The sequence below is a fragment of the Niallia sp. Man26 genome (assembly GCF_022049065.2).
Lineage (GTDB): Bacteria > Bacillota > Bacilli > Bacillales > Cytobacillaceae > Niallia.
On record NZ_CP095743.1, the window covers coordinates 3,052,046 to 3,073,992 of the forward strand.

Consider the following 21,947-nt stretch of genomic DNA (forward strand, 5'->3'; position numbering starts at 1 on the left):
AAGCAATGAAAAACATTGAATTTGATAAAGTACCATCTCCTAGTTATGTAGTGGACGAGCGTCTGCTTAAGAAAAACTTGGAGACATTGAACTATGTTCAGGAAAGAACTGGTGCTAAGATTCTTCTTGCATTAAAAGGATTTTCTATGCATTCTGTATTTCCACTTGTTTCAAAGTACCTTACAGGAGTAACTTCAAGCTCTTTGTTTGAAGCTAGATTAGGTTTTGAAAAGATGGGAAAAGAAGTTCATTCATATGCACCAGCATATGTGGACAGCGAGTTCGATGAACTGATGTTATACACGGACCATATTGTCTTCAATTCTTTTGCACAATGGGACCGTTTTAAAGATAAAGTAAGAAATGCTGACAAAAAAATTGATGTCGGAATTCGTATTAATCCAGAGTACTCTGAGATTGAAACAGAACTTTATAATCCTTGTGCACCGTACTCTAGATTCGGTGTTACATTGGATAACTTCGATGCTGATCGGCTTGATGAAATCGATGGCCTTCACTTCCATACAATGTGTGAGCAAAACTCTGACACTTTAAAGAGAACCCTTAAAGTAGTTGATGAGAAGTTTGGCGAACATATTAAAAAGGTTAAGTGGCTGAACCTAGGCGGCGGTCATCATATTACAAGACCAGATTATGATATCGAAACATTGATTGAATGCATTCTGTATTTGAAAGAGAAATATGATGTTGAGGTCTATCTAGAGCCTGGTGAAGCAATTGCTCTAAATACAGGTTATCTGGTAAGTACAGTTCTTGATGTTATGAAAAACGGAATGGACTTGGCTATTCTTGATACATCAGCTACTTGCCATATGCCTGATGTTCTGGAAATGCCATACAGACCTAATATCATCGGTGCTGGTATGCCTGGTGAATATGAATACACATACAGACTAGGTGGAATGACTTGCCTATCTGGAGATGTCATCGGTGACTACTCCTTTAAAGAGCCATTAAAGCCTGGCGATAAAATTGTTTTCTGTGATATGGCTCATTATACAATGGTAAAAAATCATATGTTTAATGGTGTAAATCTCCCTTCTATCGTATCTTACAATGACGAAGAAGGCATTAAAGTCGTAAGACAATTTAAGTTTGAGGATTACAGCAACCGCCTTTCATAAGAAATGAATCCCTTCTCTAAATTAGAGAAGGGGTTTTTTCATGCATATTCCTTCCTGAAAAGGGTAAGTGGAAAAGGATAATAGTTAAAACTAGTAGGAAATAGGGGTGACAGGAAATGAAGCGTATGGAAAACAAAGTAGCTGTCATAACAGGGGGGGCTTCTGGTATTGGTAAGGCCTCTGCCATTCGTTTAGCAAGAGAAGGAGCAAAAATCAGCATACTCGATATGAATCAAGAAAGAGGCATCACGGCCACAAACGAGATTGCAGAGCTAGGCGGCGAGGCAATCTTCTTTCAAGTCGATATAACTGATGAAGAGCAAGTGGCAAACGCAATGGAAGAAACCTTTAATAAATGGGGAGAAATTACTACCCTTCTTGCAAATGCTGGGATTGTCGGAACATTGTCTCCAATCGAGGATTTTTCCACAAAAGATTGGGCTAATACAATTAATAACAATGTCGTCGGAACATTCGAGACTGTTAAGCAGGCAATTCCTTATATGAAAAATAACGGAGGAACCATTACTGTTATTAGCTCTGTTAGTGGTAACCGCCGATTTGCTCAAAAAGGTTTTTCCGCTTACAGTACATCCAAGGCAGCAATTGCAGCATTTGCTAAAATGGCTGCAATTGAGTTGGCACCATATAAAATTCGGGTAAATGCCATTTGTCCAGGTACTATTGATACGAATATTTTTGAATCCATTAAAGAATCCAATCATCCTGATGAGATACAGTTTCCATTTGGCATTCCGGAAGAGGCAATCCCGCTAAAGTCAGATGCAGGCAAACCAGAAGAAGTAGCAAATCTATTCCTGTTCTTAGCATCTGATGAAGCCTCTCATCTGACAGGAACTGAAATTTATGTCGATGGTGCAGAAACATTAATAAAAGGATAGCAGGAGGAGAATAACATGCCTTACAACGATGTGAAAGATCTGCCAGAATCAGTACGCAATAACCTGCCTTTTCATGCTCAGGAAATTTTTAAAGAAGCGTTCAATGCTTCCTTAGATGAATATAAAAAAGAAGAAACAGCGTTTAAAGTTGCTTGGAGTGCTGTTAAGAACAAGTACCATAAAGATAAAGCTGGAAATTGGACAGCCAAGGATTAAAAAAAGACATCAGCCTGTCTGCTGATGTCTTTTAAGCAATGCTTAACCGTTTGTAAGTTTCCCTTCTGTTGATACTTGCCATTCGAATCCATATTTATCCTCGAGTTGTCCATACAAAGGGCTCCAAAATGTTTCTTGCAGGGGCATTTTTACTTTGCCGCCTTCTTGTAAGGCAGCAAATACTTTCTTTGTGTCCTCAATATTTTCCAAAATGATTGCGGTAGTAACATTCGTGCCTATTGTGTATGGCATTCCTGGAAATGTGTCAGAAAGCATTAAGTCCGTATCGCCTACCTTCAGCTGTGCATTTAACACACGGTCTTTAGCTTCTTCTGGAATTGGCATTTCAGGATTTGGAGGCATGTCACCAAAAAGCTGCATACTTATTACCTCAGCATTTAGTGCATTTTTATAAAATTCCACTGCTTCATTACCATTCCCATTAAAAACGAAATAAGGGTACATTGATTTAATCATGATCCCACTCCTTCTTCCCTGAATATTCACTAATATTCTCTTTCATTTAGCAAATTCCTTCTGATTATACAAAAAACAAATTTGACCTCTAAAAGATTAGAGGTCAAAAGGAATGCTTATTGATAGCCGTTTTCACGATTTGCAGCTTCGTCTTTTACTTCTTCTCTGAATGCATCGATTGATTCTTCTCTTCTTTTGTTTTTAGCTTCTATGTTAGCTCTTTCTTCTGAGGAAGCAAATGCCATTGTCTCTTCAGACTTATCAATATTATCTAATGTATTTTCAATCATATCTTGTAGTTTCTCTACATTATCTGCTCTGTTATCTGGATTTGGACGATTATTTGTCATGTCATTTCCTCCTGTAATTTAAAATACTATAGTATTTTGTTTATTTCTTGGTTTTTTATACACAGGAGAAATATGTTATTCCAATACTTTAACATAGATAAAAAGAGGAAAAACATAAATGTCTTTCCTATTTTTATCAGCTTATAATAGGAAGGGTAATCATCACACATGTTCCCCAGCCTTCCTTGCTTTTCACGGACATTTGCCCGTTATTTTCCTGCAAGAGTCGATTACACACCGTTAAACCGATACCGTTGCCTTTTTCTTTACTTGTATAATACGGTTCCCATATTTGACTGAGAAGCTCTTTGTTGATGCCTTCTCCATTATCTATTATTCGGATGCGAACCATATCAGATTTACTATCAATGATCATCTTGACTTTCCCGCTTCCACCATGGATAGCTTCCAGACTATTTTTTAATACATTGATGATTACCTGCTTGAAATGCGATTTCTCCATAGATATAAACGCATTTTTTTCTTGTCTGTTTACTACAATAATTTCCTTATTCTGTTCAATAGCCAATGCCTGGAACAAAAGCTTAATATTTTGCAATTCGACACTCGGAAGAATGGTTAATAATTCAGCTCTTACAGCTGCTTTAGCTTCAGGCTTGCCAAGAATAAGTAATTCCTTTAATACCTGATTAATTCGGTCTATTTCTTCCAGAAGAATATCTTCAAAGCCAGTTTTATCACTTTTTTCTTTTAAAAGCTGGATAAAGCCTCTTATTGTCGTTAATGGGTTTCTGATTTCATGAGCAACACTTGCAGCCATTTCTCCAACAACCTTCAGCTTTTCAGAAGAGATGATCAACTGTTCGCTTCTCTTTTGCTCTGTTATATCCATTCCAAAATAAATAGTGCGTTTATTTTCGTTATTATAATAAAGTTCTTTCCTGTCCCACAGTATATAATGAACCTTCCCATTAACATCAATGTAATTTTGTGGCTTTACTGTTTCCATACTGATTTCTTGCAAAATAGTCGAAATTGATTCGCCTAGCAAATCAATTTCGGTCTTTTTCAATAACTTGCATAATGAATCATTTATTTTAATGATTGTATTTCCATCTATTACTAGAAGATAATTCGGGTTTATATTCATAATTGTTTCAAGCTGTTCACTCTGCTTCCGCAATTCTCCGTTCATTGCATTTATCTTGAATGATTGCATTTGAAAAAAGCCAATAAATAATATAATTGCAGCAAAAATAGAATTGAAACTAGAGTAATATAACGGAATAAAAGCAAAACCGCTTAAGTTGCCGTTAATGAATATAAGAAGGGCAGCCGCTACCAACTTTATATAGAATCTTTTATCACCAATGTCACGAACCTTTGTCGTAATAAACAGCAACAGAAATGTATTAAGATAGCCGATAACTATGTTTAGCATGAATAGCAGATTACCTACGCCATACACCGGCAGCAAGTGTGATGGTGCTAACAGCTTAGCATCTTTCCATGTATATGACACAATCCCAAAGTCAGTAAAGTTAACAATATAGACAACTAACGTATAGAGAATAAAAAAAGTCAGAATTCCTTTATTTAAAAGCCATCTGTATTTTTTCAACTCCCTATTTTTCCACACTAAGTAATAGGAGAAATAGTACATTATTGGCATAATAAAAATAGAGCCGCCCCTAAAAAAGCGAAACAGACTATCTATCCATTTGAGGGGAAGTACATTTTCTGCATACAGTGTTGCAACATCCATTTGCCAAAAAGATAACATCCCCAAAAATAGGGATAGGGTTACAGCAAGTCTCGTTTTTGAAAAAAACAGGACAGTCAGGGAAATGATGAGTGGTATCATCGCTACCATCATCAATAAAATAAATTCCATCTTAAATCCCTCCTGTCCGATACCGCCTGATGTATATTCATATGATTACATTTAAATAGCAATACTGCTGTAATCAAGGATGTAGTATTTGTTATCATGATGAGTGGTGTTTCCCCAATATAAGTTTTCTTCTTATTTTACTATGAAATGTCTCTTTTGAGTAAAAAGTCTCGTTTTTTTTCTGAAAGAAAAAAAGCAATATGGCTTTAAGATTACCTTTAGCCATGTTGCTTTTTAATCAGTTCCAGCTGTTAGTTAATGCAACTTTACCTATTGCCTTTCCTGCTTCCAAATATTCATGTGCCTTGTCTGCTTCTGTAAAGGAGAATTCCTCTTCATCCACAAGCGGATTAAGCTCCCCGTTCGCCACAATCTCGGCAATTTTTTGAAGGATAGCTCCATGCTCCTTCCTTGATGATTCATCTATTATTTTCAACAGCATAAACGTAACATGCAAGGATAGACCTTTGGCGTGCATCGGTGAAAGGTCATGTGTTGATCTTGCAGCAATGGCAAGAACTGTACCATGTATGGCTGCTGCTTGGAATGATTTATCTAAATTCGTTCCGCCAACCGTGTCAAAAACAGTTTGAAATCCGTTGCCTTGTGTATATTTTTCAACATACTCACTAATAGATTCTTCCTTGTAGTTAATTACTGTATCTGCTCCTAATGATTTTGCTATTTTTGCTTTTTCATTTGAGGAAACAGTTGTATAAACCTCTGCTCCCTTCCATTTTGCTAGCTGAATGGCAACATGACCAACACCGCCTGTTCCACCATGAATCAACACTTTTTGTCCCGCAGATATATTCCCTTTTTCAAAAAGGGCATCCCAAGCGGTAATGCTTACTAATGGCAAAACAGCAGCTTGCTTCATGGTGATGTTTTTTGGTTTATGTGCTAATAACCGGGCGTCTGCGAGCATATATTCAGCTAACGCACCACCTGTTCCTTTAAAGCCGCCAGCACAGCCAAATACTTCATCTCCTGCTTTAAAGTTGTCAACACCCTCTCCTACTTCCTCTATAACACCTGCTACATCGCCATGAAGAACTGCTGGTAGCTCCGCGGAAGCGGCAGGAACTGCTCCTGCTCTAATTTTTACATCAATAGGATTTACACTTGATGCCATTACTTTAATAAGTACATAACCTTTTTTAATAGTGGGTCTATCCATTTCTGATTCACGGAATACAGACGCATCACCATATGAATGAACTAGCATTGCTTTCAACATCATCTCTCCTCTCCATTATCTATTATTTTACAGAAAACAGGCATAATCTGCATTGGTTTTAATTTCACCAAAAAAGGTTATTAGAAAAATAACTTGCTAGCTGCATTATTTCTTATGTATTAAAACAGAACAACCATACAGGAGGAGTTATTATGAGTGACATGTCAAATAAGGTAGCAATAATTACAGGTGCGGCATCAGGGATTGGCCATGCAGCCGCTATCTCTCTAGTTAAAAGTGGAGTTAAAGTAGCATTGCTCGATTTAATTCCTGAAAACTTAGAATCTGTTGATAAGGAAATAAAAGAACTTGGCGGAGAAGCAATCATTTTAGAAGCAAATATTTCTGATGCCTGTTCCATGAGTACAGCATTTGATTATGTCATTAAAAAATGGGGTAAGCTTGATATTGTTTTTGCTAATGCAGGAATTAACGGGAAGGTCTCCCCAATTGAACATCTCTCTCCAGAGGATTGGGACATGACTATGGAAACCAATCTTAAAGGAACCTTCCTTACATTAAAATATGCTGTTCCTCATATGAAACAAAATGGCGGAAGTATTATTATTACTAGCAGCATTAACGGCAACCGAACTTATTCAAGCTTTGGTATGTCAGCATATAGTACTTCTAAAGCTGGTCAGGTTGCCTTTGGCAAAATGGCAGCATTGGAGCTGGCTAAATATAAAATAAGAGTAAATATCATTTGCCCTGGTGCAATTGATACAAATATTGAAGAAAACACGTTCCGAGAGGAAGAAAAATTAAAGGAAATTGCCATACCGGTAGAATATCCTGAAGGAAGTCAGCCGCTTGCACAAAAGTCAGGTGAGCCAAAACAGGTAGCTGATTTAGTTCAGTTCCTGAGCTCAGATGCCTCCAGCCATATCACTGGAACAGAAATTTATATTGATGGCGCTGAATCACTGCTTTAATAAACAAAGGCTAAAGGGGTTACTCCTTTAGCCTTTGTTATTTTCTAGCAAGCAAGTGAGTAAGTATTTAAAACGAATTGTGCTACAATACACCTTATAAACTTACGGGAGGTAATAGATAATGAATCAGGTAATAGAGACTTTAAAACAGCATCGTTCTTATCGAAAATACGAAAACAAACCAGTTCCTAAAGAAATGGTTGAGGCTATTTTGGATTCAGCGCAAGCTGCCCCTTCATGGGCGAATGGACAGCAGGTTACTGTTATACTGGTAGAGGATACAGCAAGGAAGGAAAGATTAGCAGAGCTTTGCGGAAATCAGCAGCATATTAAGGAAGCACCAATATTTTTAGTATTCTGCATGGATTTCTACCGGACAGAGCTTGCAGCCAACCTGGAAAACACTGCTTTTGGTGCTGCTGATCAATCAGACTTGCTTCTTGTTGGAGCAACAGATGCTGGAATTGCCTTGGCAAATGCGATAACAGCTGCTGAATCCTTAGGGTTAGGGACTGTTCCTATTGGCGGAATAAGAAGAAATGCACCAGAAGTTGTTGAGTATTTACAGCTTCCTAAATATGTATTGCCTATCTCTGGTTTAAGTATTGGCTTCCCAGCTGAAGATCCTGGTGTTAAACCACGACTTCCTAAAGAAAGCTATGTTCATAAGGAAACTTATAACAGTGATCAAATCGGTTCATTAAAAGAATATAACGATATTTTTAAGCAATACTTGCAAGAACGGGGCAGTGAACAAGCTAACTGGACAAACAGGGTGGCAAACTTTTATAAGCAGCCCTATTACCCAAGTCTAGGACCATTACTGAAAAAACAAGGCTTTACTGCGAAAGATCTGAGCGAATGAAAAAAAACATCCTCCCTTAAATTTCGGAGGATGTTTTTTTGGCTACTGGCCAAGCTTTGGGAAGGTAATTTCAAATTTTGTCCCTTTTTCCAGCTCACTGTCAACCTTAATAGTGCCTGAATGCTTTTCTATAATCCACTTAGCAATAGACAAGCCTAATCCAGTGCCTTCCATATCTGTCCTTGATTGCTCCACTTGATAAAACCGGTTGAAGACTTTTGGTATATCTTGTTTTGGGATGCCAATTCCGTTATCTTTCACCTCTAATTCAACAGTGTGAGTTTTAGCTGTGGCATTTATTGCAATCGTGCCTCCCTCACCTGTGAATTTCATGCTGTTATCCACTAGGATGACAAGCAGTTGGTGAATACGTTCCTTGTCACCGATCAGCTTGATAGGTGACCTTGTATCAGTATAAATTCTTTTTCCTTGAAACTCTGCGATATCGGCATACTGGTCAATCACTTCCTGGATGAGGAGATTCAAGGCAAATTCTTGCTTCGATATTTCCATTTGATTTGAGTCGCTTCTGGCAAGTGTCAGCAAATTTGTGACGAGCTTGTTCAATCGTCGTGTTTCCTTTGAAATGACTGAAATATCTATAGCCTTTTCTTGAATGGTGGCATCAGGCTCTTGGAAGAGCAGGTCTGTTCTTGTTTGGATGACTGCTAAAGGTGTTCTCAGCTCATGGGAGGCATCTGATACGAATTGCTGCTGAGATTCCCATGATTTTTGAATCGGTACAAGAGCTCTTCCAGCAAGGAAATAACCAGCCATTATGGCGAAGATGCTTCCTGCCAGCACACCTACTGTCATAATAATAATCAATCGGTTCAGCATTGATTTTTCTGGATCAATGCTGCGGATAAATTGAATTATTTCCTTTGATCCATCCTCCATTGTTACTTTAACAGCAATCGTGTTATAACTGTAGCCGCTGACTGTCTGCTTCTCTACAATCTTATCGTATTGCTCTGGATAGAAATTCTCGAATTCACTCGCATAATTCATGATGTCTTGGGAAATAACATCAATTTCCTTATCGTCTGTCCACTTAATAACAGAGATTTGCCGGGGCGGCTCTTGCATTGGTCCCCTTCCATCTCTTTGTTCAAAATGGCTGATCGTTTCCGCCGTTTCTTCCAAGGACTGATTAATATCCTTATATATTTGCTTTTCGGTATAATGATAAATCATCACACCGAGGACTACCATTAATAAGATAAATACAAGCGAGTTAAGGAAGGTTAGTTTAATTCTTGTTTTCTGGAACATTATTTATCCCCTTATACTCTTTTTAAAATATAGCCAACACCTCGGACTGTTTGAATATCTTTATGATAGGCGAATTCTTCTAATTTTTTACGCAGTTGGTGGATGAACACTTCCACAATTGCAATCGTCGTATCAGAATCGAATCCCCATATCCGATCAAATATTTGTTCCTTCGTGAGGATTTTCCCAGTATTTTGAATTAAATACTCAAGCAGCTCATATTGTTTGACTGTTAACTTGATTGGCATTCCTTTAACAAGCACATCATTTTCCTTGCCTGTCAGCACGATTTCTTCATACTTAAGCCCTTCATCAATATCTAATGCCCCGCTCCTTCTCAAGAGAGCCTTGATTCTTGCTTCAAGCTCAGGAGCCTGGAAAGGCTTTACTAAATAATCGTCGCCGCCAAATTCCAGCCCTTTTACCCGATCCTCAAGTGAATCCTTTGCTGTTAAGAATAAAACAGGTGTATTGACTTTTTCTTTACGCAAGGTTTGAACAATGTCAAAACCGTTAATATAAGGAAGCATGACATCGAGCACGATCAAATCATAGATATTTTGCTGTGCATAAAACAAGCCGTCTTCTCCATTATCTGCTGTATCAACAGAATACTCCTTCTCCAATATCCCCTTTATGGATTCTAATAAAGGTTTATTATCCTCCACAACTAGTATCTTCATTGTTTCAATCTCCTTTGGCTTTTAAATCTGACAATTGCTTGATTCATTAGCATTATTAAAACATAAGCCTCTATATAAATAAATACTCTCACGAATGTTTTTGTGCCAGCTTGAAAGAGAAGCGATTCGCATCTGCGGACCGCTTCTTTTCTACCATACTATTTTTGTTGATACTCGTACAAGGTTTGCCCCATGCCTCTCATATTAGATAAATCAGTAGCAGAGCTGTCAGTAGTGCTAGTATCAGATGAATACTCGCTGCTAGGTACCTCAACACAGTTTTCTTGAATCCACTCTGTCACTTCACTATTGCCGCCCATTCCTTGACCAGATACTAAGAAATACTTGATTTCTCCTGCTTCAGCCATCTCCTCCAGCTCATCTACTGTCGGTGCCGGATCTGATCCGCCAAAGCCGCCCATTGCCATTACTGCATAGTCTGTGTTCAGCATAATAGAATATGCCGATTGGGCTCTTTGTACTGCCAAGAAGAATTTTTCGCCATTGTAATTGTCTTCAAGATACGACATTAAGCCAGAATCGATACTGTCCATATCGCCCCCGCCGCCTGGTCCGCCTGTAAAACCACTGCTGGCATTATTCTCAGAAGCTCCCGGGAAACCAGTTGGAGCCTCATTAGAATCACTTGGCATTTCATTTGGAATGGAACCTTGCTCCATATTACCACCATCGAAGGCACGCATGCCTCCACCTCCGCCGCCTGGTCCGCCCATTCCACTTGTCGGACCTGCAGTTGGTGTAGATTCATTGCCAGTCTTTGTAATCGTTATAGCAGTCCAATAAATCGGCAGTACTAATAATGCCAATATGCTGATAACTGCTATTGTCTCCTTTATGGATGCACTTGATTTGCCTGCTATTAACAGCATAAACAGTACAACCCCTAAAATAATAGCAACCCACATCCATACAATGGATACAGAAGAGCTGTTCTGATAGACAATCAGCGCTTCAAAGAAGAAAGTAATTAATATTCCAACAGGCAGCAGCCAGCTCTCCCAGCCATTCTCTTCTTTATAAAAGTTCCATAATGTCGTAAAACCGATACCGACAAGTGCGGCAATTGCAGGCCCCATCATACTTAAATAATAATGATGGTAAAATAGCGCGATGCTGAAGAAAACAAACATAGGTGCTAGCCAGAAAAACCAAAATGCTGCAAAATGGTGCTGTATTGTATACTTTCTCGTCTTTAAGAAAGACAAGACTAAACCAATAATGGCAAAGACCACGAATGGCAGCAGCCAGCTAATTTGTCCAGACAGCTCGCTTTGGAATAATCGCAGCGGGCCTGCTTCACCAGTGTTAAACATGCCAGATTGGCTGGAGCTGCCTCCATCTCCTTGCTGTCCACCATTAGGCATAGTAGTAGGAGCTTCCTCACTAGTATTGCTGGAATCTGAAGCACTAGTACTAGTTTCATCAGTCGAAGTCTGAGTCTGCGGTGCTTGAGCATTCCCTCCGCCTCCCATGCCAGAATCTTGACCAGTTAATCTTGATAAGCCATTATAGCCAAAAGCAAGCTCTAGTACAGAGTTCGTTTCACTTCCGCCCATATACGGCCTTTCACTTTTTGGGGTCAAATCAACTGCAAGTGCCCATGACAAGGAGATAACAACTAGCAAAACAGTGGATGCTGCTAAGTGCATCAGCTTTTTCCAGATTTTCAATTCTCTCGTTGCAAAGAAATAATAGAAAGCAAATGCCGGCAACACCATATATGCCTGCAGCATTTTCACATTAAAGCCGACGCCCACAAGAGCAAAGCTTAATAATAGCCAGCCAAGCTTCTGCTTTTCGACTGCTTTCATCAATGCCCATGCTGCTATCATCAGTGTAACAATCAAGATACTGTCTACATTATTAGTTCTGACAACTGCTACAAAAATTGGCGAGCAAGCTAAAACCAAACTGGCAATCAGTGCTGCCGGTCTGCCGAATTTCGGCTTAATCATGATATATAACAACCAGACAGAAACGACACCAGCAAGTGCCTCTGGCAAAAGAAGCACAAAATCATTGAAGCCGAAGATCTTAGCAAAAATCGCTTGAATCCATAAAGCTACTGGAGGTTTATCAACGGTTATAAATCCAGCAGGATCAAAGGAAACAAAGAAAAAGTTATGGAAGCTAGTCAACATGCTTTTCACAGCTACAGAATAATACGAATTCGTGCCAGCATTCTGCAAATTATAGAAATTTAAACCGGCCGAAAACAGCAATATAGCTATTAAAAGGATGTCGACTCTTCCTTTAGTACAATTTTTCATATCTTACTCCATTCTTATAATAATTTTTTTATAAATTAATTTGTGTTTGCCTTCGTAAAAACGAGCATCTTCGTTCCAATAAAGTTGAAGATTGTTCCTATCGCTGTTACTAAAAATTTGCTCAACAGCAAATTTAAGCCCTGCTTTGTATATAAAAAATCGAGCAATATCAATGTTAACGATAATGTGGCAGCATTGACCGCAAGGAAACGAATAAACTCCTTCATGCTTGCCTTATCTTTTTGTTTAAATGTCCATGTTCTGTTTACAAAGTAACTGTTTAATAGTCCACATGAATAGGAAAGTATTTGCGATAGAAGATAATTTGCTCCAACGCTAGTCAAAAGCGCATAAACAACAAAGTCAATGATTGTATTTAACGAACCAACAATTCCAAACTTAAAAAAAACAAGCCACTTCCTAGTCATTTCATCACATATGATTTCGCCGCTGATTCATGCTGGTAAATGTCTTTCACAATATAAAGCGGTCTGTCTTTTGCTTCGTCATAAATACGGCCGATATATTCACCGATTACACCAAGCATCATAAGCGTAATTCCACTAAAGAATAGCTGAATGACAATAATAGAAGACCAGCCAGTAACAGTAGTTGTTGTAAACAGTTTTTGATAAAGCACAATCAGCATGTAAACAAATCCAATCACCGACAAGGAAGCACCTAAATAATTGGCCAGCTTTAATGGTTTATAAGAGAAAGACGTTATTCCGTCCAAAGATAATTTAAGCATTCTTTTTAAAGGATATTTTGTTTCACCAGCAAATCTCTCATCTCTTTCATATTCAACAGCACTCTGTTTAAAGCCAACCCAACTGACAAGCCCTCTGACAAAGCGGTTTTTTTCATGAATATTCTTCATTTGATTACACACCTTGCGGTCAATTAATCGGAAATCTCCTGTATCAATCGGTATTTCAATTTCTGTCATTGCCCTTAATGTCCTGTAAAAGGCCGAGGCTGTCTGTTTCTTAAAAAAGGTCTCTCCTTTTCTGGCAGTACGCTTCGCATAGACGACATCATAGCCTTCTTTCCATTTTTGAATCATTTCTAGAATAAGCTCAGGAGGATCCTGAAGATCTGCATCAATTATGACAATAGCATCTCCTAACGCATAATCCATTCCAGCAGTTATGGCGATTTGGTGGCCGAAGTTTCTGGAGAAATCAACGATTTTAATCCTGTTGTCCTGCTCACTTAAATTCAATAATATTTCGACAGACCGGTCTCTGCTTCCGTCATTGATAAACAATAGCTCATAATTTCCATCTGCATTCTTCATCACTGTCTTAATCCGCTCATACGTATGTTCAATGACTTCCTCCTCATTAAACACGGGAATTACAATCGAATATTTTACTTTCTCGTTCGTCATGAAAATCACTCATCCTTTCTAGTAGCTCGTGACGTTTCGTTCGTCACTTCCGAATGGAATAGCCTGATTTTAGCGAACAATTCTTAATTAATCCTTAACTTATTAACAATATTTAGAAATACAAAAAAGGCTCTATGCATGCTGTTTTGCATGCATAGAGCCTTACTTTTCTAAATAACCTCAGGTAAGATAAAATAATTTCTTAATTTACTGTCGACATGTGCTTGCCAATGGTCTAAAGAAACACCAAGCTCATTAAGGAGCTTATAAGCATTCACCCATGCGCTCATTTCTGCGTTTACTCTGTACGACCAATCATTTAACCATTTATCATAATCTAAATCGCCATTCACATAATCCATTACATGGCCAATCTCGTGTGCAAGTGCATATGTATTCTCCAATGTAATTAAGAATGGAACTGTAATATACATATTAGCATTAAAGCTGATTTTCTTGTCCGCGTCATAAACGACCTTACAGCCGAGCTGTTCTGCCTTCGAAACTACTTCCATGAATTTATCTATTGTAATCATGTATTTAATCATATCCCCTTTTTTGTAAGCTATCTAAAAACGTATATGTCTATATTATCGGTTTTATAAGTGCTGATTAGTATTACCAAACTTTTCCTCGGCAAAAAATCCGACAAAAATGTTTATATGAAGTGAAATCGGCTATATAACCAATGTACAATTTAATAACTAAAATTTCTAAGGAGTGATAATCATGGCAAACAACAACAAAATGAGTCGAGAAGAAGCAGGTAAAAAAGGTGGACAAGCAACTTCTAAAAATCACGATAAGGAATTTTACCAAGAAATTGGACAAAAAGGCGGAGAAGCCACTTCCAAGAATCATGATAAGGAATTCTATCAAGAAATCGGGAAAAAGGGCGGAGAAGCTACTTCTGATAATCATGATAAAGAATTCTATCAAGAAATCGGGAAAAAAGGCGGAGAAGCTACTTCCGATAATCATGATAAAGAATTCTATCAAGAAATCGGCAAAAAAGGCGGAGAAGCCACTTCCGAAAATCATGATAAAGAATTTTACCAAGAAATTGGCCGTAAAGGCGGCAACTCCACTAACAATAACAACAACTAATATTAAAAGTATATCAAATTTAAAAAGAAGAAGAAACCCAAATGCCCAATCGCATTTGGGTTTCTTCTTTATACGGGATAAACCGTTTTATGATCTGCAGTTACTTGCACTTTGTCGGAATCTACTATTTTGATGCTGGCATCTGAAGAATAATACCAAGTTTTTTCGTTTTTTCCAACGATAAATAAATTTAATTCCTCTTTGAAGGCAATCAAGTTCTCAAGCTCTTCTTTATTTGCAGCTGCCGTAATGACCCAGTTATCCCCTTGGGGCAGAACCGAGTAATCCTCTGTCTGCAGAAACAGCCTGCTGCCAATAGCATGTCTGATCATCAGCATCTTATTCCCCTCCCGGCAAATCAATCAGCATAAAGAAACAGTCTTTTGAAGCTGCTAACTGTAACTCAGAAACATCCGTGATACGGGCTGATTCTTGTTTTCCAAGCAGATGTTCATTGTTAAGAAGAACTCTGCCTTCTATCACATACACTAGAATTCTCCTGCCATCTTCCTGGCTGAACTCAAGACTTTTCCCCTGCTCAAGCTTTGATAAATAAATCGTCGCATCTTGATGAATCATCGCCACACCTTCACTTGCTGTTGGAGCAACTACTGGCAATAAGTTATTAGATAATTTACTCACATCATATATTACATCTTCATAGGAAGGAGGCAGCTGTTTCGTCTCAGGAAAGAACCAAAGCTGCAGAAATCTGCCTGGTTCTGTTGTGGATGGATTCACTTCAGAATGAAGAATTCCTGTTCCAGCCGTCATGCGCTGCACCTGTCCAAATTCGATAACTCCACTGTTTCCTAAGCTGTCCTCATGTTTCAATTGTCCATCAATGGCGATAGAAACAACCTCAGCCTCTCTGTGCGGATGGATACCGAACCCTTTATCCGGCTGAATGGTATCATCATTTAATACACGCATAGGGCCAAAATTAACATTCTCCGGGTCGTAATAATTACCAAAGGAAAAGCTGAAATGACTTTCTACCCAGTCATTGCTTGCAGAATGACCATCTGCTTTCGTAAATATTTTAATCATCCTTAACACCTCTTTATTTTATTGTGTTAAACCAAGCAGCTGCAGCATCAACTTCTGTTCGCGTCAATTGATGGCCATAATTCTCCCAATGAACCGTAACATTTGCTCCTGCTCCTTCTAAAAGAGTTGTCAGTTCCTCTGATTCACTTCGAGGGCAGATTGGGTCATTTGTGCCCGCTGAAATAAAGACAGGCACATCAGTAAGTTCAGGCAATGCGATACCTCTTAACGGCACCATCGGGTGATGCAAAATCGCTCCCTTCAAGCCTTTGGCGTAATGAAACAAAATGCTTGCTGCGATATTTGCACCATTTGAATAACCTATTGCAATAATATTGCGACGATCAAAGCCGTACTGTTCTGCGCTGCTGTCTAAAAAGTCATGCAGCTCCTTTGTACGCTCCTTTAGGTCTTCAATATCAAAAACGCCTTCAGCTAGTCGGCGGAAGAACCGAGGCATTCCGTTCTCCAACACATTCCCTCGTACACTGAGCACAGATGATTGTGGACTAATCAGCTCTGCCAGTGGCAATAAATCATTCTCCGTTCCTCCAGTTCCATGCAATAGTAATAAGGTTGGCAACTGTTCATTTGTTCCTTTTTTAAAAATATGCTTCATCTTCGTCTCCTAGTCATGAGGCTTAATAAGCCCTGCTTTATTTTGGTCTGTTGATTGTAAACATTTCACCCAGCTTGCTATAATCATTTCCCGCAAGCCTGCTGACAGGCTTTAAAAGCTTCGGATCGATTCTTCCATTTTCATATAATTGATCTTCAATATGGAAGCAAACAGCACGGCCCAGTATTAAATCGCAAGTAGGTATCCCATTATCATCCTTAATCTCTACAATTCCCTCTAATTTACACTCAATCCGGACTTTCGCTTCCTTAATTCCAGGCACTGAAATAACAGAACTTTCAGCAACCGACAGTCCAGCAAGTTCTATCTCACTTTCGTCCGGCGGAAGATTTGCAGCAGTTTCATTAATTGCTGCAATATTATCCTCGTCACAAACATGGATGACAAATTCGCTGTACTCCTTAATATTTTTAGCTGTATCTTTTTCATTACCGCCATTTCTTTGAACTGCAACAGATAAGATTGGAGGATTGGAAGATACGATATTAAAGAAGCTGAACGGTGCACCATTAATAACACCGCCGCTTCCTTTAGAAGTAACAAACGCGATTGGTCTCGGAATAATGCTGCCGATAAAGAACTTATACACCTCTTTCGCAGAAAGCGTGCTTGGATCAATTGTTAACATGCTATTCCTCCATTCATGGCAAACTTCGCCGGTAAAATTTTTATACAAGCTATTTTATCTTGAATTCGAGATAATCATACTATTATTAATTACTGTCTGTCAAGAATGAGTCCTTGCTTCTAGTAAAAATAAAGAAAATTACTCTATTTTTTCCTATTATAGTTTGCTATCATTAATTTGTATAATTTTTACTCTGTTTCCATTAGAAAAACTACTCATTTAGACCTAATTTAATAACTTTTACCTATTACAATTAAACTATATTTTAGATAAAATAAGGTATAATCTTAGAGTCTAGCAAATTAGCTTCTATTGTAAAAAGAGAGAGGGAAATAGTGTGGGTATATTAAATGAAGGAGAGTTTATTGAAACAGTATATTTTAAAGGCTTGCAGCTTTCATTAATTGCAGCAGGTGACGGAACGGAAGTTATTCACCATAAACTGCAGCCAGGTTCTAGCTGGGCGATGGGTCCAGAAGAGGGCTGGGAAGGACTGGAGTATTTTTTTATTGTTTCTGGCAAACTAGTATATCAAAGAGATGAAGTATCTATCGAGCTTATACCCGGACAGTCCTTTTTTGAGAGCCCAATCAAGGAATATACTATTTTCCATGCTAAAGAAGAAACAGAGTTTATTTATGTGACAAGTCAGCCAGTGTTTCACCACTATAGCCAACTTTCTAAAGACTTATTAGAGCTGACTATTTCTATAGAAGAAAAAGACGGGTACACAAGAGATCATTGTGAGAGAATTAAGGACTATTCGATGCTCGTTGGTGAAGTGCTTGATCTTAACACAAAACAAATTGCCCGCCTAAACCTTGCTTCCTTTTTTCATGATCTTGGCAAAGTTAAAGTACCTTTAAATATATTGCAAAAACCTAGTAAACTCACAGATGATGAATGGGAAATCATGAAACTACATACAACTTTTGGTCGTGAGCTGTTAGAAGAAACGAGAATTCCATTACTAGGCGAAATAGGTTTAATAGTTGAACAGCATCATGAAAGGTATGACGGTAAAGGATATCCTAAGGGTTTAAAGGGTGACGAAATTACAGTTGAAGCAGCTATAATTGCTGTCGTTGACTCCTTTGATGCAATGACAACAGATAGGGTCTATAAAAAAGGCAAATCAAAAAAGGCAGCCTTTGAGGAAATTCTAAAAAACAGAGGTACAATGTATCATCCACAAGTAGTTGATGCTTTTATAGCATTACAAGATAAAATAGAAAACTATTAACATGAGGGAGAGACTATTATGAAAAAACTAGTTTGGAGCTTATTGGCTGTCATTTTAATCGTTTCCTTGCAAGTAAAGCCTGCAGAAGCAGCTTATTTGCCAGAATACGATAAATATGTAGAAGTAACCTATGATCAAGCAAGACAAATTGCTGACTTATTAGGGATGAAGAATATTCCTCTTGGTGAACAAACTGCTAAGATTACTTTTGATGTTCAGGAAAAGGTTATTGCTAAAATCGAAAAAATTATCGGTAAAGAAATTGACCATTATTATATCTGGCTAACTGTAGATGGACAACCTGTACTTGGAATTGATCCGCCTATAATACTGGCTTAATCAGAAACAAAAAGGACTTCGGAAACCCCGAAGCCCTTTTTTATTTATTTCTAAACAAAATGATAAATTAGCTTAACCCATCCAAAAAAGGAAATCCACAGTGGTACGCTCAATAAGATGCCCCATTTCAATCCATTAAAAAAATTCGCTTGTTCTTCCATGCCATCCACCCCTTATCAGTAAGTGAGACCAGAGTTAATGATTAGCTTATATCCATTATATACGAAAACGCTTTCATTATGTCTGTATTTATTATTAATATGACCCATTTTTTTATTAAATAAACATCTTTACCTACTTGAAACTTGTAATGGTGCTTCTTACCAAATATATCGTCCTAGCGATTTCTGTTATTTATAGGACTATATACTTATTATTTAAAAACTTTTATTTTTTCTATTCTTTTAAATGAGGGGTCTGAATTAATAACTAATATTTTTTATTTTTTAATGGTTTGTTCATTATTTATTCATAATTACCAAGTAGAATAAATTTATGTTAAGAGTTTCCCCTCTTAAAATATATTTTTTTGGTCCGGCTATTTAAGCCGGATCTTTTTTTGTTTGCAGACAAGAAAAAAACGAACATCGTTAACATGTTCGTTTCTCTATAGAGTCATTTCGTTGCTTCAATTGTTGTATATGAAAAACTGCTGAAGTCGAATAAGCCTTTATCTGTTAATTTCAATGTAGGAATGACAGATAATGATAGGAAGGATAATGTCAGGAATGGATTAAAGTTGCTTGATCCTCCTAATTGCTTCACTTGTTCATTAAGTGTGTTCATTTGGTCATACAGTGTTTCATAGCTTTGGTCTGAGATAAGGCCAGCTATCGGCAATGGCAAGGCTGCGATTAATTGTCCTTCTGCTACTGCTGTTATGCCTCCATTAATATTTTTCAACTCTTCTATCGCAAGCTGGATATCTTCATCATTTGTTCCAACTGCGACAATATTGTGAGAATCATGGGATATGGTTGTTGCAATCGCTCCTTTTTTGAAACCAAATCCCTTTACAATGCCCCGCCCAATATTGCCAGTCCGATGATGTCTCTCCACAACAACCAGTTTTAGCAAATCCTGCTCGACAGATGGCTGAAAAATACCATTTTCCACACTAACCTTTTCTATCAAATGCTCTGTTACAATGCTGTTAGGAATAATGCCAATAACATTGCAAATATCTGATTGGAGCGGCAATTGTAGCTCACTAGTATTAAATGGAGCATAATTCAAGCCAGGCAGGCTGGTATCTTCATAGCCTTGTTTCTTAAACTGCTCTGTTTTCAGCTTGCCGTTTTCCACAATACACTTGCCTTCTTTATATACATGCTCTATCGTAAGCTCCTCCAGGCTGTCTACAATCAGGAAGTCTGCCTTATAGCCTGGTGACACTGCACCGATTCTATCTTGCTTATAACATTCAGCCGTATTAATCGTAGCCATTTGAATGGCTGTGATTGGGTCCAGTCCTTCTTTTATTGCTAAACGAATACAATGGTCAACACTGCCCTCATGCAAAAGATCGTCAATCAGCTTATCATCTGTTACAAAAAGACATCTGCGTGCATTTCTTTCTGTCACAACAGGCAGCAATGCTTTTAAGTCTTTAGCAACTGTTCCTTCCCTAATCATTAAATAAAGACCTAAATCCAGTCTGTCTTTCCCTTCCTGCTCTGTTGTAGCTTCATGATCATTGCGAATTCCTGCAGCACTGTAAACATTTAGGCTCTCACGCTCAATGCCGGCAGCATGGCCATCTATTACCCCGTTATTCTCTTTTGTCAGAATAAGCTTTTTGACCATATCTGCACTGGTGTTTTGGACAGACGGAAAGTCCATTACCTCTGCTAGGCCTAAAACACGCTCATGTTTAAAAAAAGGAGCCAGATCATCAGCGTACAGTGCTGCACCATTACTGTCATTCGGCACGGCTGGCACACAGGAGGGCAGCATGACACGAATATCAAGTGGCAATCCTTCCGACTGGTCAAGCATGTATTGAATTCCCTTTGTCCCGGCAACATTCGCTATTTCATGTGGGTCAGTTATCGCTGTTGTAACACCATGGAGCATGAGGACCTTTGCAAATTCCTGCGGTGCGAGCATGCTGCTTTCAATATGAACATGACCGTCTATCAGTCCAGGAATGATGAATTTTCCTTTTGCATCTATTGTTTGCTTTCCTTCATACTGGCCTATCCCGGCAATAGTATCATCAGATACAGCTAGATCGCCCTTCATCAGTTCTCCAGTAAACACATTGACTATAGATGCATGCTTAATAACTAAGTCTGCCTTTTCTCGTTTTGCTGCTATTCTCAATCTTTTTTCAAATTTGCTGCTCATGTGCATTTTCCCCCTTATTTCTTTTTGGTAGTTTCACTTTGCTAAATTTTTGCAAATGCTTTTGTACGTTAAGTTCCATAATTAAAATGATTTACGGGAAATATATAGAAATCGTATGGAAGAGTAAATGCACGAAGATTTAGTTCCAATCAAGCAAATGGAGAATTGGCATTTCATGCCTTTTTGAAATTATTTTTACTATTGTATTATAGTTCGCAACAAGATTCAATTTCTTTTTGAAGTGCCCCTGCACAAAAATATAATTTCATATTGTTATATTTTTTAACATTTTACGATTCATATAAAATAAATTATGGTATTATATTTACGAAAAGATAATAATAAAGGTTTTTCCAATTACATAGTGTCTAATTACGAAAGGAGAAATAAAGATGATCTATAAAGAACTCATCATCGCGATGGGCCGGTCTGGATTATTAGGATTTGGAGGTGGTCCTTCTGTTATACCGCTTATTCGCTATGAAGCAGTAAATAAATTCAAGTGGCTTGATAATGAAGAGTTTGGGGAAATATTGGCGATTGCTAATACTTTGCCTGGACCAATCGCTACAAAAATGGCCGCCTATTTAGGCTACCGCCAAAAAGGTATTTCAGGAGCTATCGTTTCTGTGCTCGCCCATATTCTGCCGACATGCCTGGCAATGGTTGTGCTAATTTCCTTTATTAACGTTGTCAGCCATTCTGCTGTCATCACAAGCATGGTGTCTGCTGTTATTCCTGTTATTGCAGTAATGCTTGGCATGATGGCCTATGAGTTTGCAGAAAAAGCAGTCAAAGGCTTAGGTATCTATGTTGGTGCAGCACTAACACTGTTATGTCTGTTCCTGCTTCAATACATTTCCCTTCACCCAGCTATTGTTGTATTAATCTTCTTGATTTACGGAGCATTTCATTTCAATCTTAAAGATCGTATTCTACATAAAAAAGAAAGAGGCATGTAAAC

Annotated in this window: 24 protein-coding genes; 9 read left to right on the plus strand and 15 right to left on the minus strand. The window is 38.1% G+C overall.

All coding sequences use genetic code 11. The annotated features are described in order from the left end of the window. Nucleotides 1-5: 5 nt before the first annotated feature. The 3 genes from nspC to L8T27_RS15455 all read left to right on the plus strand — a co-directional run bounded on the left by nspC (nt 6) and on the right by L8T27_RS15455 (nt 2,263). The gene (gene nspC, locus L8T27_RS15445; RefSeq protein WP_233316426.1) at nt 6-1,145 is read left to right on the plus strand and encodes a carboxynorspermidine decarboxylase; all 1,140 of its coding nucleotides are present in this window, start codon (nt 6-8) and stop codon (nt 1,143-1,145) included. A 116-nt stretch (nt 1,146-1,261) separates the two neighbouring features. Beyond that, nucleotides 1,262-2,047, plus strand: coding sequence for an SDR family NAD(P)-dependent oxidoreductase (locus L8T27_RS15450; protein WP_233316427.1), 786 nt, complete (start codon nt 1,262-1,264; stop codon nt 2,045-2,047). A gap of 15 nt (nt 2,048-2,062) precedes the next feature. Then, nucleotides 2,063-2,263 (plus strand): ChaB family protein, encoded by a 201-nt coding sequence (locus tag L8T27_RS15455; RefSeq protein WP_237941828.1) that lies wholly within the window; start codon nt 2,063-2,065, stop codon nt 2,261-2,263. Nucleotides 2,264-2,305: 42 nt separating this feature from the next. Here the strand turns inward: L8T27_RS15455 and L8T27_RS15460 are convergent, their stop codons facing one another. The 4 genes from L8T27_RS15460 to L8T27_RS15475 all read right to left on the minus strand — a co-directional run bounded on the left by L8T27_RS15460 (nt 2,306) and on the right by L8T27_RS15475 (nt 6,182). Beyond that, a complete protein-coding gene (locus tag L8T27_RS15460; RefSeq protein WP_233316429.1) occupies nt 2,306-2,740 on the minus strand; it encodes a VOC family protein in 435 nt (144 codons plus the stop codon). 116 nt (nt 2,741-2,856) lie between these two features. Next, nucleotides 2,857-3,090 (minus strand): small acid-soluble spore protein Tlp, encoded by a 234-nt coding sequence (gene tlp, locus L8T27_RS15465; RefSeq protein WP_237941829.1) that lies wholly within the window; start codon nt 3,088-3,090, stop codon nt 2,857-2,859. Nucleotides 3,091-3,226: 136 nt separating this feature from the next. Next, entirely contained in the window at nt 3,227-4,945 is a 1,719-nt protein-coding gene (locus tag L8T27_RS15470) for an ATP-binding protein (RefSeq protein WP_237941830.1), read from the minus strand. Between the two features lie 238 nt (nt 4,946-5,183). Then, complete coding sequence (locus L8T27_RS15475; protein WP_233316621.1) at nt 5,184-6,182, minus strand: zinc-dependent alcohol dehydrogenase family protein; 999 nt, start codon at nt 6,180-6,182, stop codon at nt 5,184-5,186. A gap of 155 nt (nt 6,183-6,337) precedes the next feature. Between L8T27_RS15475 and L8T27_RS15480 the strand changes: the two genes are divergently transcribed. Next, the gene (locus tag L8T27_RS15480; RefSeq protein WP_233316432.1) at nt 6,338-7,120 is read left to right on the plus strand and encodes an SDR family oxidoreductase; all 783 of its coding nucleotides are present in this window, start codon (nt 6,338-6,340) and stop codon (nt 7,118-7,120) included. A gap of 121 nt (nt 7,121-7,241) precedes the next feature. Then, on the plus strand, nt 7,242-7,985 hold the full coding sequence (locus L8T27_RS15485) for an NADPH-dependent oxidoreductase (protein ID WP_233316433.1): 744 nt from the start codon (nt 7,242-7,244) through the stop codon (nt 7,983-7,985). Between the two features lie 42 nt (nt 7,986-8,027). Here the strand turns inward: L8T27_RS15485 and L8T27_RS15490 are convergent, their stop codons facing one another. The 6 genes from L8T27_RS15490 to L8T27_RS15515 form a co-directional block, all read right to left on the minus strand. Continuing rightward, nucleotides 8,028-9,260 carry a sensor histidine kinase gene (locus tag L8T27_RS15490; RefSeq protein WP_233316434.1) on the minus strand — a complete coding sequence of 411 codons (1,233 nt, stop codon included), beginning with the start codon at nt 9,258-9,260 and terminating at the stop codon, nt 8,028-8,030. An 11-nt stretch (nt 9,261-9,271) separates the two neighbouring features. Further along, a complete protein-coding gene (locus tag L8T27_RS15495; RefSeq protein WP_233316435.1) occupies nt 9,272-9,943 on the minus strand; it encodes a response regulator transcription factor in 672 nt (223 codons plus the stop codon). A gap of 158 nt (nt 9,944-10,101) precedes the next feature. Then, on the minus strand, nt 10,102-12,234 hold the full coding sequence (locus tag L8T27_RS15500; RefSeq protein ID WP_237941831.1) for a glycosyltransferase family 39 protein: 2,133 nt from the start codon (nt 12,232-12,234) through the stop codon (nt 10,102-10,104). A 35-nt stretch (nt 12,235-12,269) separates the two neighbouring features. Continuing rightward, a complete protein-coding gene (locus L8T27_RS15505; RefSeq protein WP_233316437.1) occupies nt 12,270-12,662 on the minus strand; it encodes a GtrA family protein in 393 nt (130 codons plus the stop codon). Further along, complete coding sequence (locus L8T27_RS15510) at nt 12,659-13,627, minus strand: glycosyltransferase family 2 protein (RefSeq protein ID WP_237941832.1); 969 nt, start codon at nt 13,625-13,627, stop codon at nt 12,659-12,661. Before L8T27_RS15510 ends, L8T27_RS15505 begins: the two co-directional genes overlap by 4 nt. A 170-nt stretch (nt 13,628-13,797) precedes the next feature. Then, nucleotides 13,798-14,163 (minus strand): type III secretion system effector protein, encoded by a 366-nt coding sequence (locus L8T27_RS15515; RefSeq protein ID WP_233316439.1) that lies wholly within the window; start codon nt 14,161-14,163, stop codon nt 13,798-13,800. A 193-nt stretch (nt 14,164-14,356) separates the two neighbouring features. Here L8T27_RS15515 and gsiB point away from each other — a divergent pair, with 193 nt between their 5' ends. After that, nucleotides 14,357-14,734 (plus strand): KGG domain-containing protein, encoded by a 378-nt coding sequence (gsiB, locus tag L8T27_RS15520; protein ID WP_237941833.1) that lies wholly within the window; start codon nt 14,357-14,359, stop codon nt 14,732-14,734. 68 nt (nt 14,735-14,802) lie between these two features. Here the strand turns inward: gsiB and L8T27_RS15525 are convergent, their stop codons facing one another. From L8T27_RS15525 to L8T27_RS15540, 4 genes are read right to left on the minus strand one after another with little or no spacing between them, the layout of a single operon-like run. Then, complete coding sequence (locus tag L8T27_RS15525) at nt 14,803-15,072, minus strand: hypothetical protein (RefSeq protein ID WP_233316441.1); 270 nt, start codon at nt 15,070-15,072, stop codon at nt 14,803-14,805. Nucleotide 15,073: 1 nt separating this feature from the next. Next, the gene (locus tag L8T27_RS15530; RefSeq protein ID WP_233316442.1) at nt 15,074-15,784 is read right to left on the minus strand and encodes a pirin family protein; all 711 of its coding nucleotides are present in this window, start codon (nt 15,782-15,784) and stop codon (nt 15,074-15,076) included. 13 nt (nt 15,785-15,797) lie between these two features. Beyond that, nucleotides 15,798-16,403, minus strand: coding sequence for an alpha/beta hydrolase (locus L8T27_RS15535; RefSeq protein ID WP_237941834.1), 606 nt, complete (start codon nt 16,401-16,403; stop codon nt 15,798-15,800). A 37-nt stretch (nt 16,404-16,440) separates the two neighbouring features. Continuing rightward, a complete protein-coding gene (locus L8T27_RS15540; RefSeq protein WP_237941835.1) occupies nt 16,441-17,052 on the minus strand; it encodes a flavin reductase family protein in 612 nt (203 codons plus the stop codon). A 337-nt stretch (nt 17,053-17,389) separates the two neighbouring features. Here L8T27_RS15540 and L8T27_RS15545 point away from each other — a divergent pair, with 337 nt between their 5' ends. After that, the gene (locus L8T27_RS15545) at nt 17,390-18,295 is read left to right on the plus strand and encodes an HD-GYP domain-containing protein (protein WP_237941836.1); all 906 of its coding nucleotides are present in this window, start codon (nt 17,390-17,392) and stop codon (nt 18,293-18,295) included. Nucleotides 18,296-18,313: 18 nt separating this feature from the next. Next, nucleotides 18,314-18,634 carry an 8-amino-7-oxononanoate synthase gene (locus L8T27_RS15550; protein WP_233316446.1) on the plus strand — a complete coding sequence of 107 codons (321 nt, stop codon included), beginning with the start codon at nt 18,314-18,316 and terminating at the stop codon, nt 18,632-18,634. 615 nt (nt 18,635-19,249) lie between these two features. Here the strand turns inward: L8T27_RS15550 and ade are convergent. Continuing rightward, the gene (gene ade, locus L8T27_RS15555) at nt 19,250-20,983 is read right to left on the minus strand and encodes an adenine deaminase (RefSeq protein WP_285109584.1); all 1,734 of its coding nucleotides are present in this window, start codon (nt 20,981-20,983) and stop codon (nt 19,250-19,252) included. Nucleotides 20,984-21,375: 392 nt separating this feature from the next. Here ade and chrB point away from each other — a divergent pair, with 392 nt between their 5' ends. Further along, the gene (gene chrB, locus L8T27_RS15560; protein WP_233316448.1) at nt 21,376-21,945 is read left to right on the plus strand and encodes a chromate efflux transporter ChrB; all 570 of its coding nucleotides are present in this window, start codon (nt 21,376-21,378) and stop codon (nt 21,943-21,945) included. The last annotated feature ends 2 nt before the right edge of the window (nt 21,946-21,947 follow it).

Bases quoted from the DNA above. Each gene is read 5' to 3' on its own strand.
- L8T27_RS15500 (WP_237941831.1), bottom strand. From the start codon at position 12,234: ATGAAAAATTGTACTAAAGGAAGAGTCGACATCCTTTTAATAGCTATA.
- L8T27_RS15510 (WP_237941832.1), bottom strand. From the start codon at position 13,627: ATGACGAACGAGAAAGTAAAATATTCGATTGTAATTCCCGTGTTTAAT.
- L8T27_RS15530 (WP_233316442.1), bottom strand. From the start codon at position 15,784: ATGATTAAAATATTTACGAAAGCAGATGGTCATTCTGCAAGCAATGAC.
- L8T27_RS15485 (WP_233316433.1), top strand. From the start codon at position 7,242: ATGAATCAGGTAATAGAGACTTTAAAACAGCATCGTTCTTATCGAAAA.
- L8T27_RS15455 (WP_237941828.1), top strand. From the start codon at position 2,063: ATGCCTTACAACGATGTGAAAGATCTGCCAGAATCAGTACGCAATAAC.
- L8T27_RS15490 (WP_233316434.1), bottom strand. From the start codon at position 9,260: ATGTTCCAGAAAACAAGAATTAAACTAACCTTCCTTAACTCGCTTGTA.
- L8T27_RS15540 (WP_237941835.1), bottom strand. From the start codon at position 17,052: ATGTTAACAATTGATCCAAGCACGCTTTCTGCGAAAGAGGTGTATAAG.
- L8T27_RS15480 (WP_233316432.1), top strand. From the start codon at position 6,338: ATGAGTGACATGTCAAATAAGGTAGCAATAATTACAGGTGCGGCATCA.
- chrB (WP_233316448.1), top strand. From the start codon at position 21,376: ATGATCTATAAAGAACTCATCATCGCGATGGGCCGGTCTGGATTATTA.
- L8T27_RS15495 (WP_233316435.1), bottom strand. From the start codon at position 9,943: ATGAAGATACTAGTTGTGGAGGATAATAAACCTTTATTAGAATCCATA.
- ade (WP_285109584.1), bottom strand. From the start codon at position 20,983: ATGAGCAGCAAATTTGAAAAAAGATTGAGAATAGCAGCAAAACGAGAA.
- L8T27_RS15525 (WP_233316441.1), bottom strand. From the start codon at position 15,072: ATGCTGATGATCAGACATGCTATTGGCAGCAGGCTGTTTCTGCAGACA.
- L8T27_RS15470 (WP_237941830.1), bottom strand. From the start codon at position 4,945: ATGGAATTTATTTTATTGATGATGGTAGCGATGATACCACTCATCATT.
- L8T27_RS15450 (WP_233316427.1), top strand. From the start codon at position 1,262: ATGAAGCGTATGGAAAACAAAGTAGCTGTCATAACAGGGGGGGCTTCT.
- L8T27_RS15505 (WP_233316437.1), bottom strand. From the start codon at position 12,662: ATGACTAGGAAGTGGCTTGTTTTTTTTAAGTTTGGAATTGTTGGTTCG.
- nspC (WP_233316426.1), top strand. From the start codon at position 6: ATGAAAAACATTGAATTTGATAAAGTACCATCTCCTAGTTATGTAGTG.
- L8T27_RS15535 (WP_237941834.1), bottom strand. From the start codon at position 16,403: ATGAAGCATATTTTTAAAAAAGGAACAAATGAACAGTTGCCAACCTTA.
- L8T27_RS15550 (WP_233316446.1), top strand. From the start codon at position 18,314: ATGAAAAAACTAGTTTGGAGCTTATTGGCTGTCATTTTAATCGTTTCC.
- L8T27_RS15515 (WP_233316439.1), bottom strand. From the start codon at position 14,163: ATGATTACAATAGATAAATTCATGGAAGTAGTTTCGAAGGCAGAACAG.
- L8T27_RS15460 (WP_233316429.1), bottom strand. From the start codon at position 2,740: ATGATTAAATCAATGTACCCTTATTTCGTTTTTAATGGGAATGGTAAT.
- gsiB (WP_237941833.1), top strand. From the start codon at position 14,357: ATGGCAAACAACAACAAAATGAGTCGAGAAGAAGCAGGTAAAAAAGGT.
- tlp (WP_237941829.1), bottom strand. From the start codon at position 3,090: ATGACAAATAATCGTCCAAATCCAGATAACAGAGCAGATAATGTAGAG.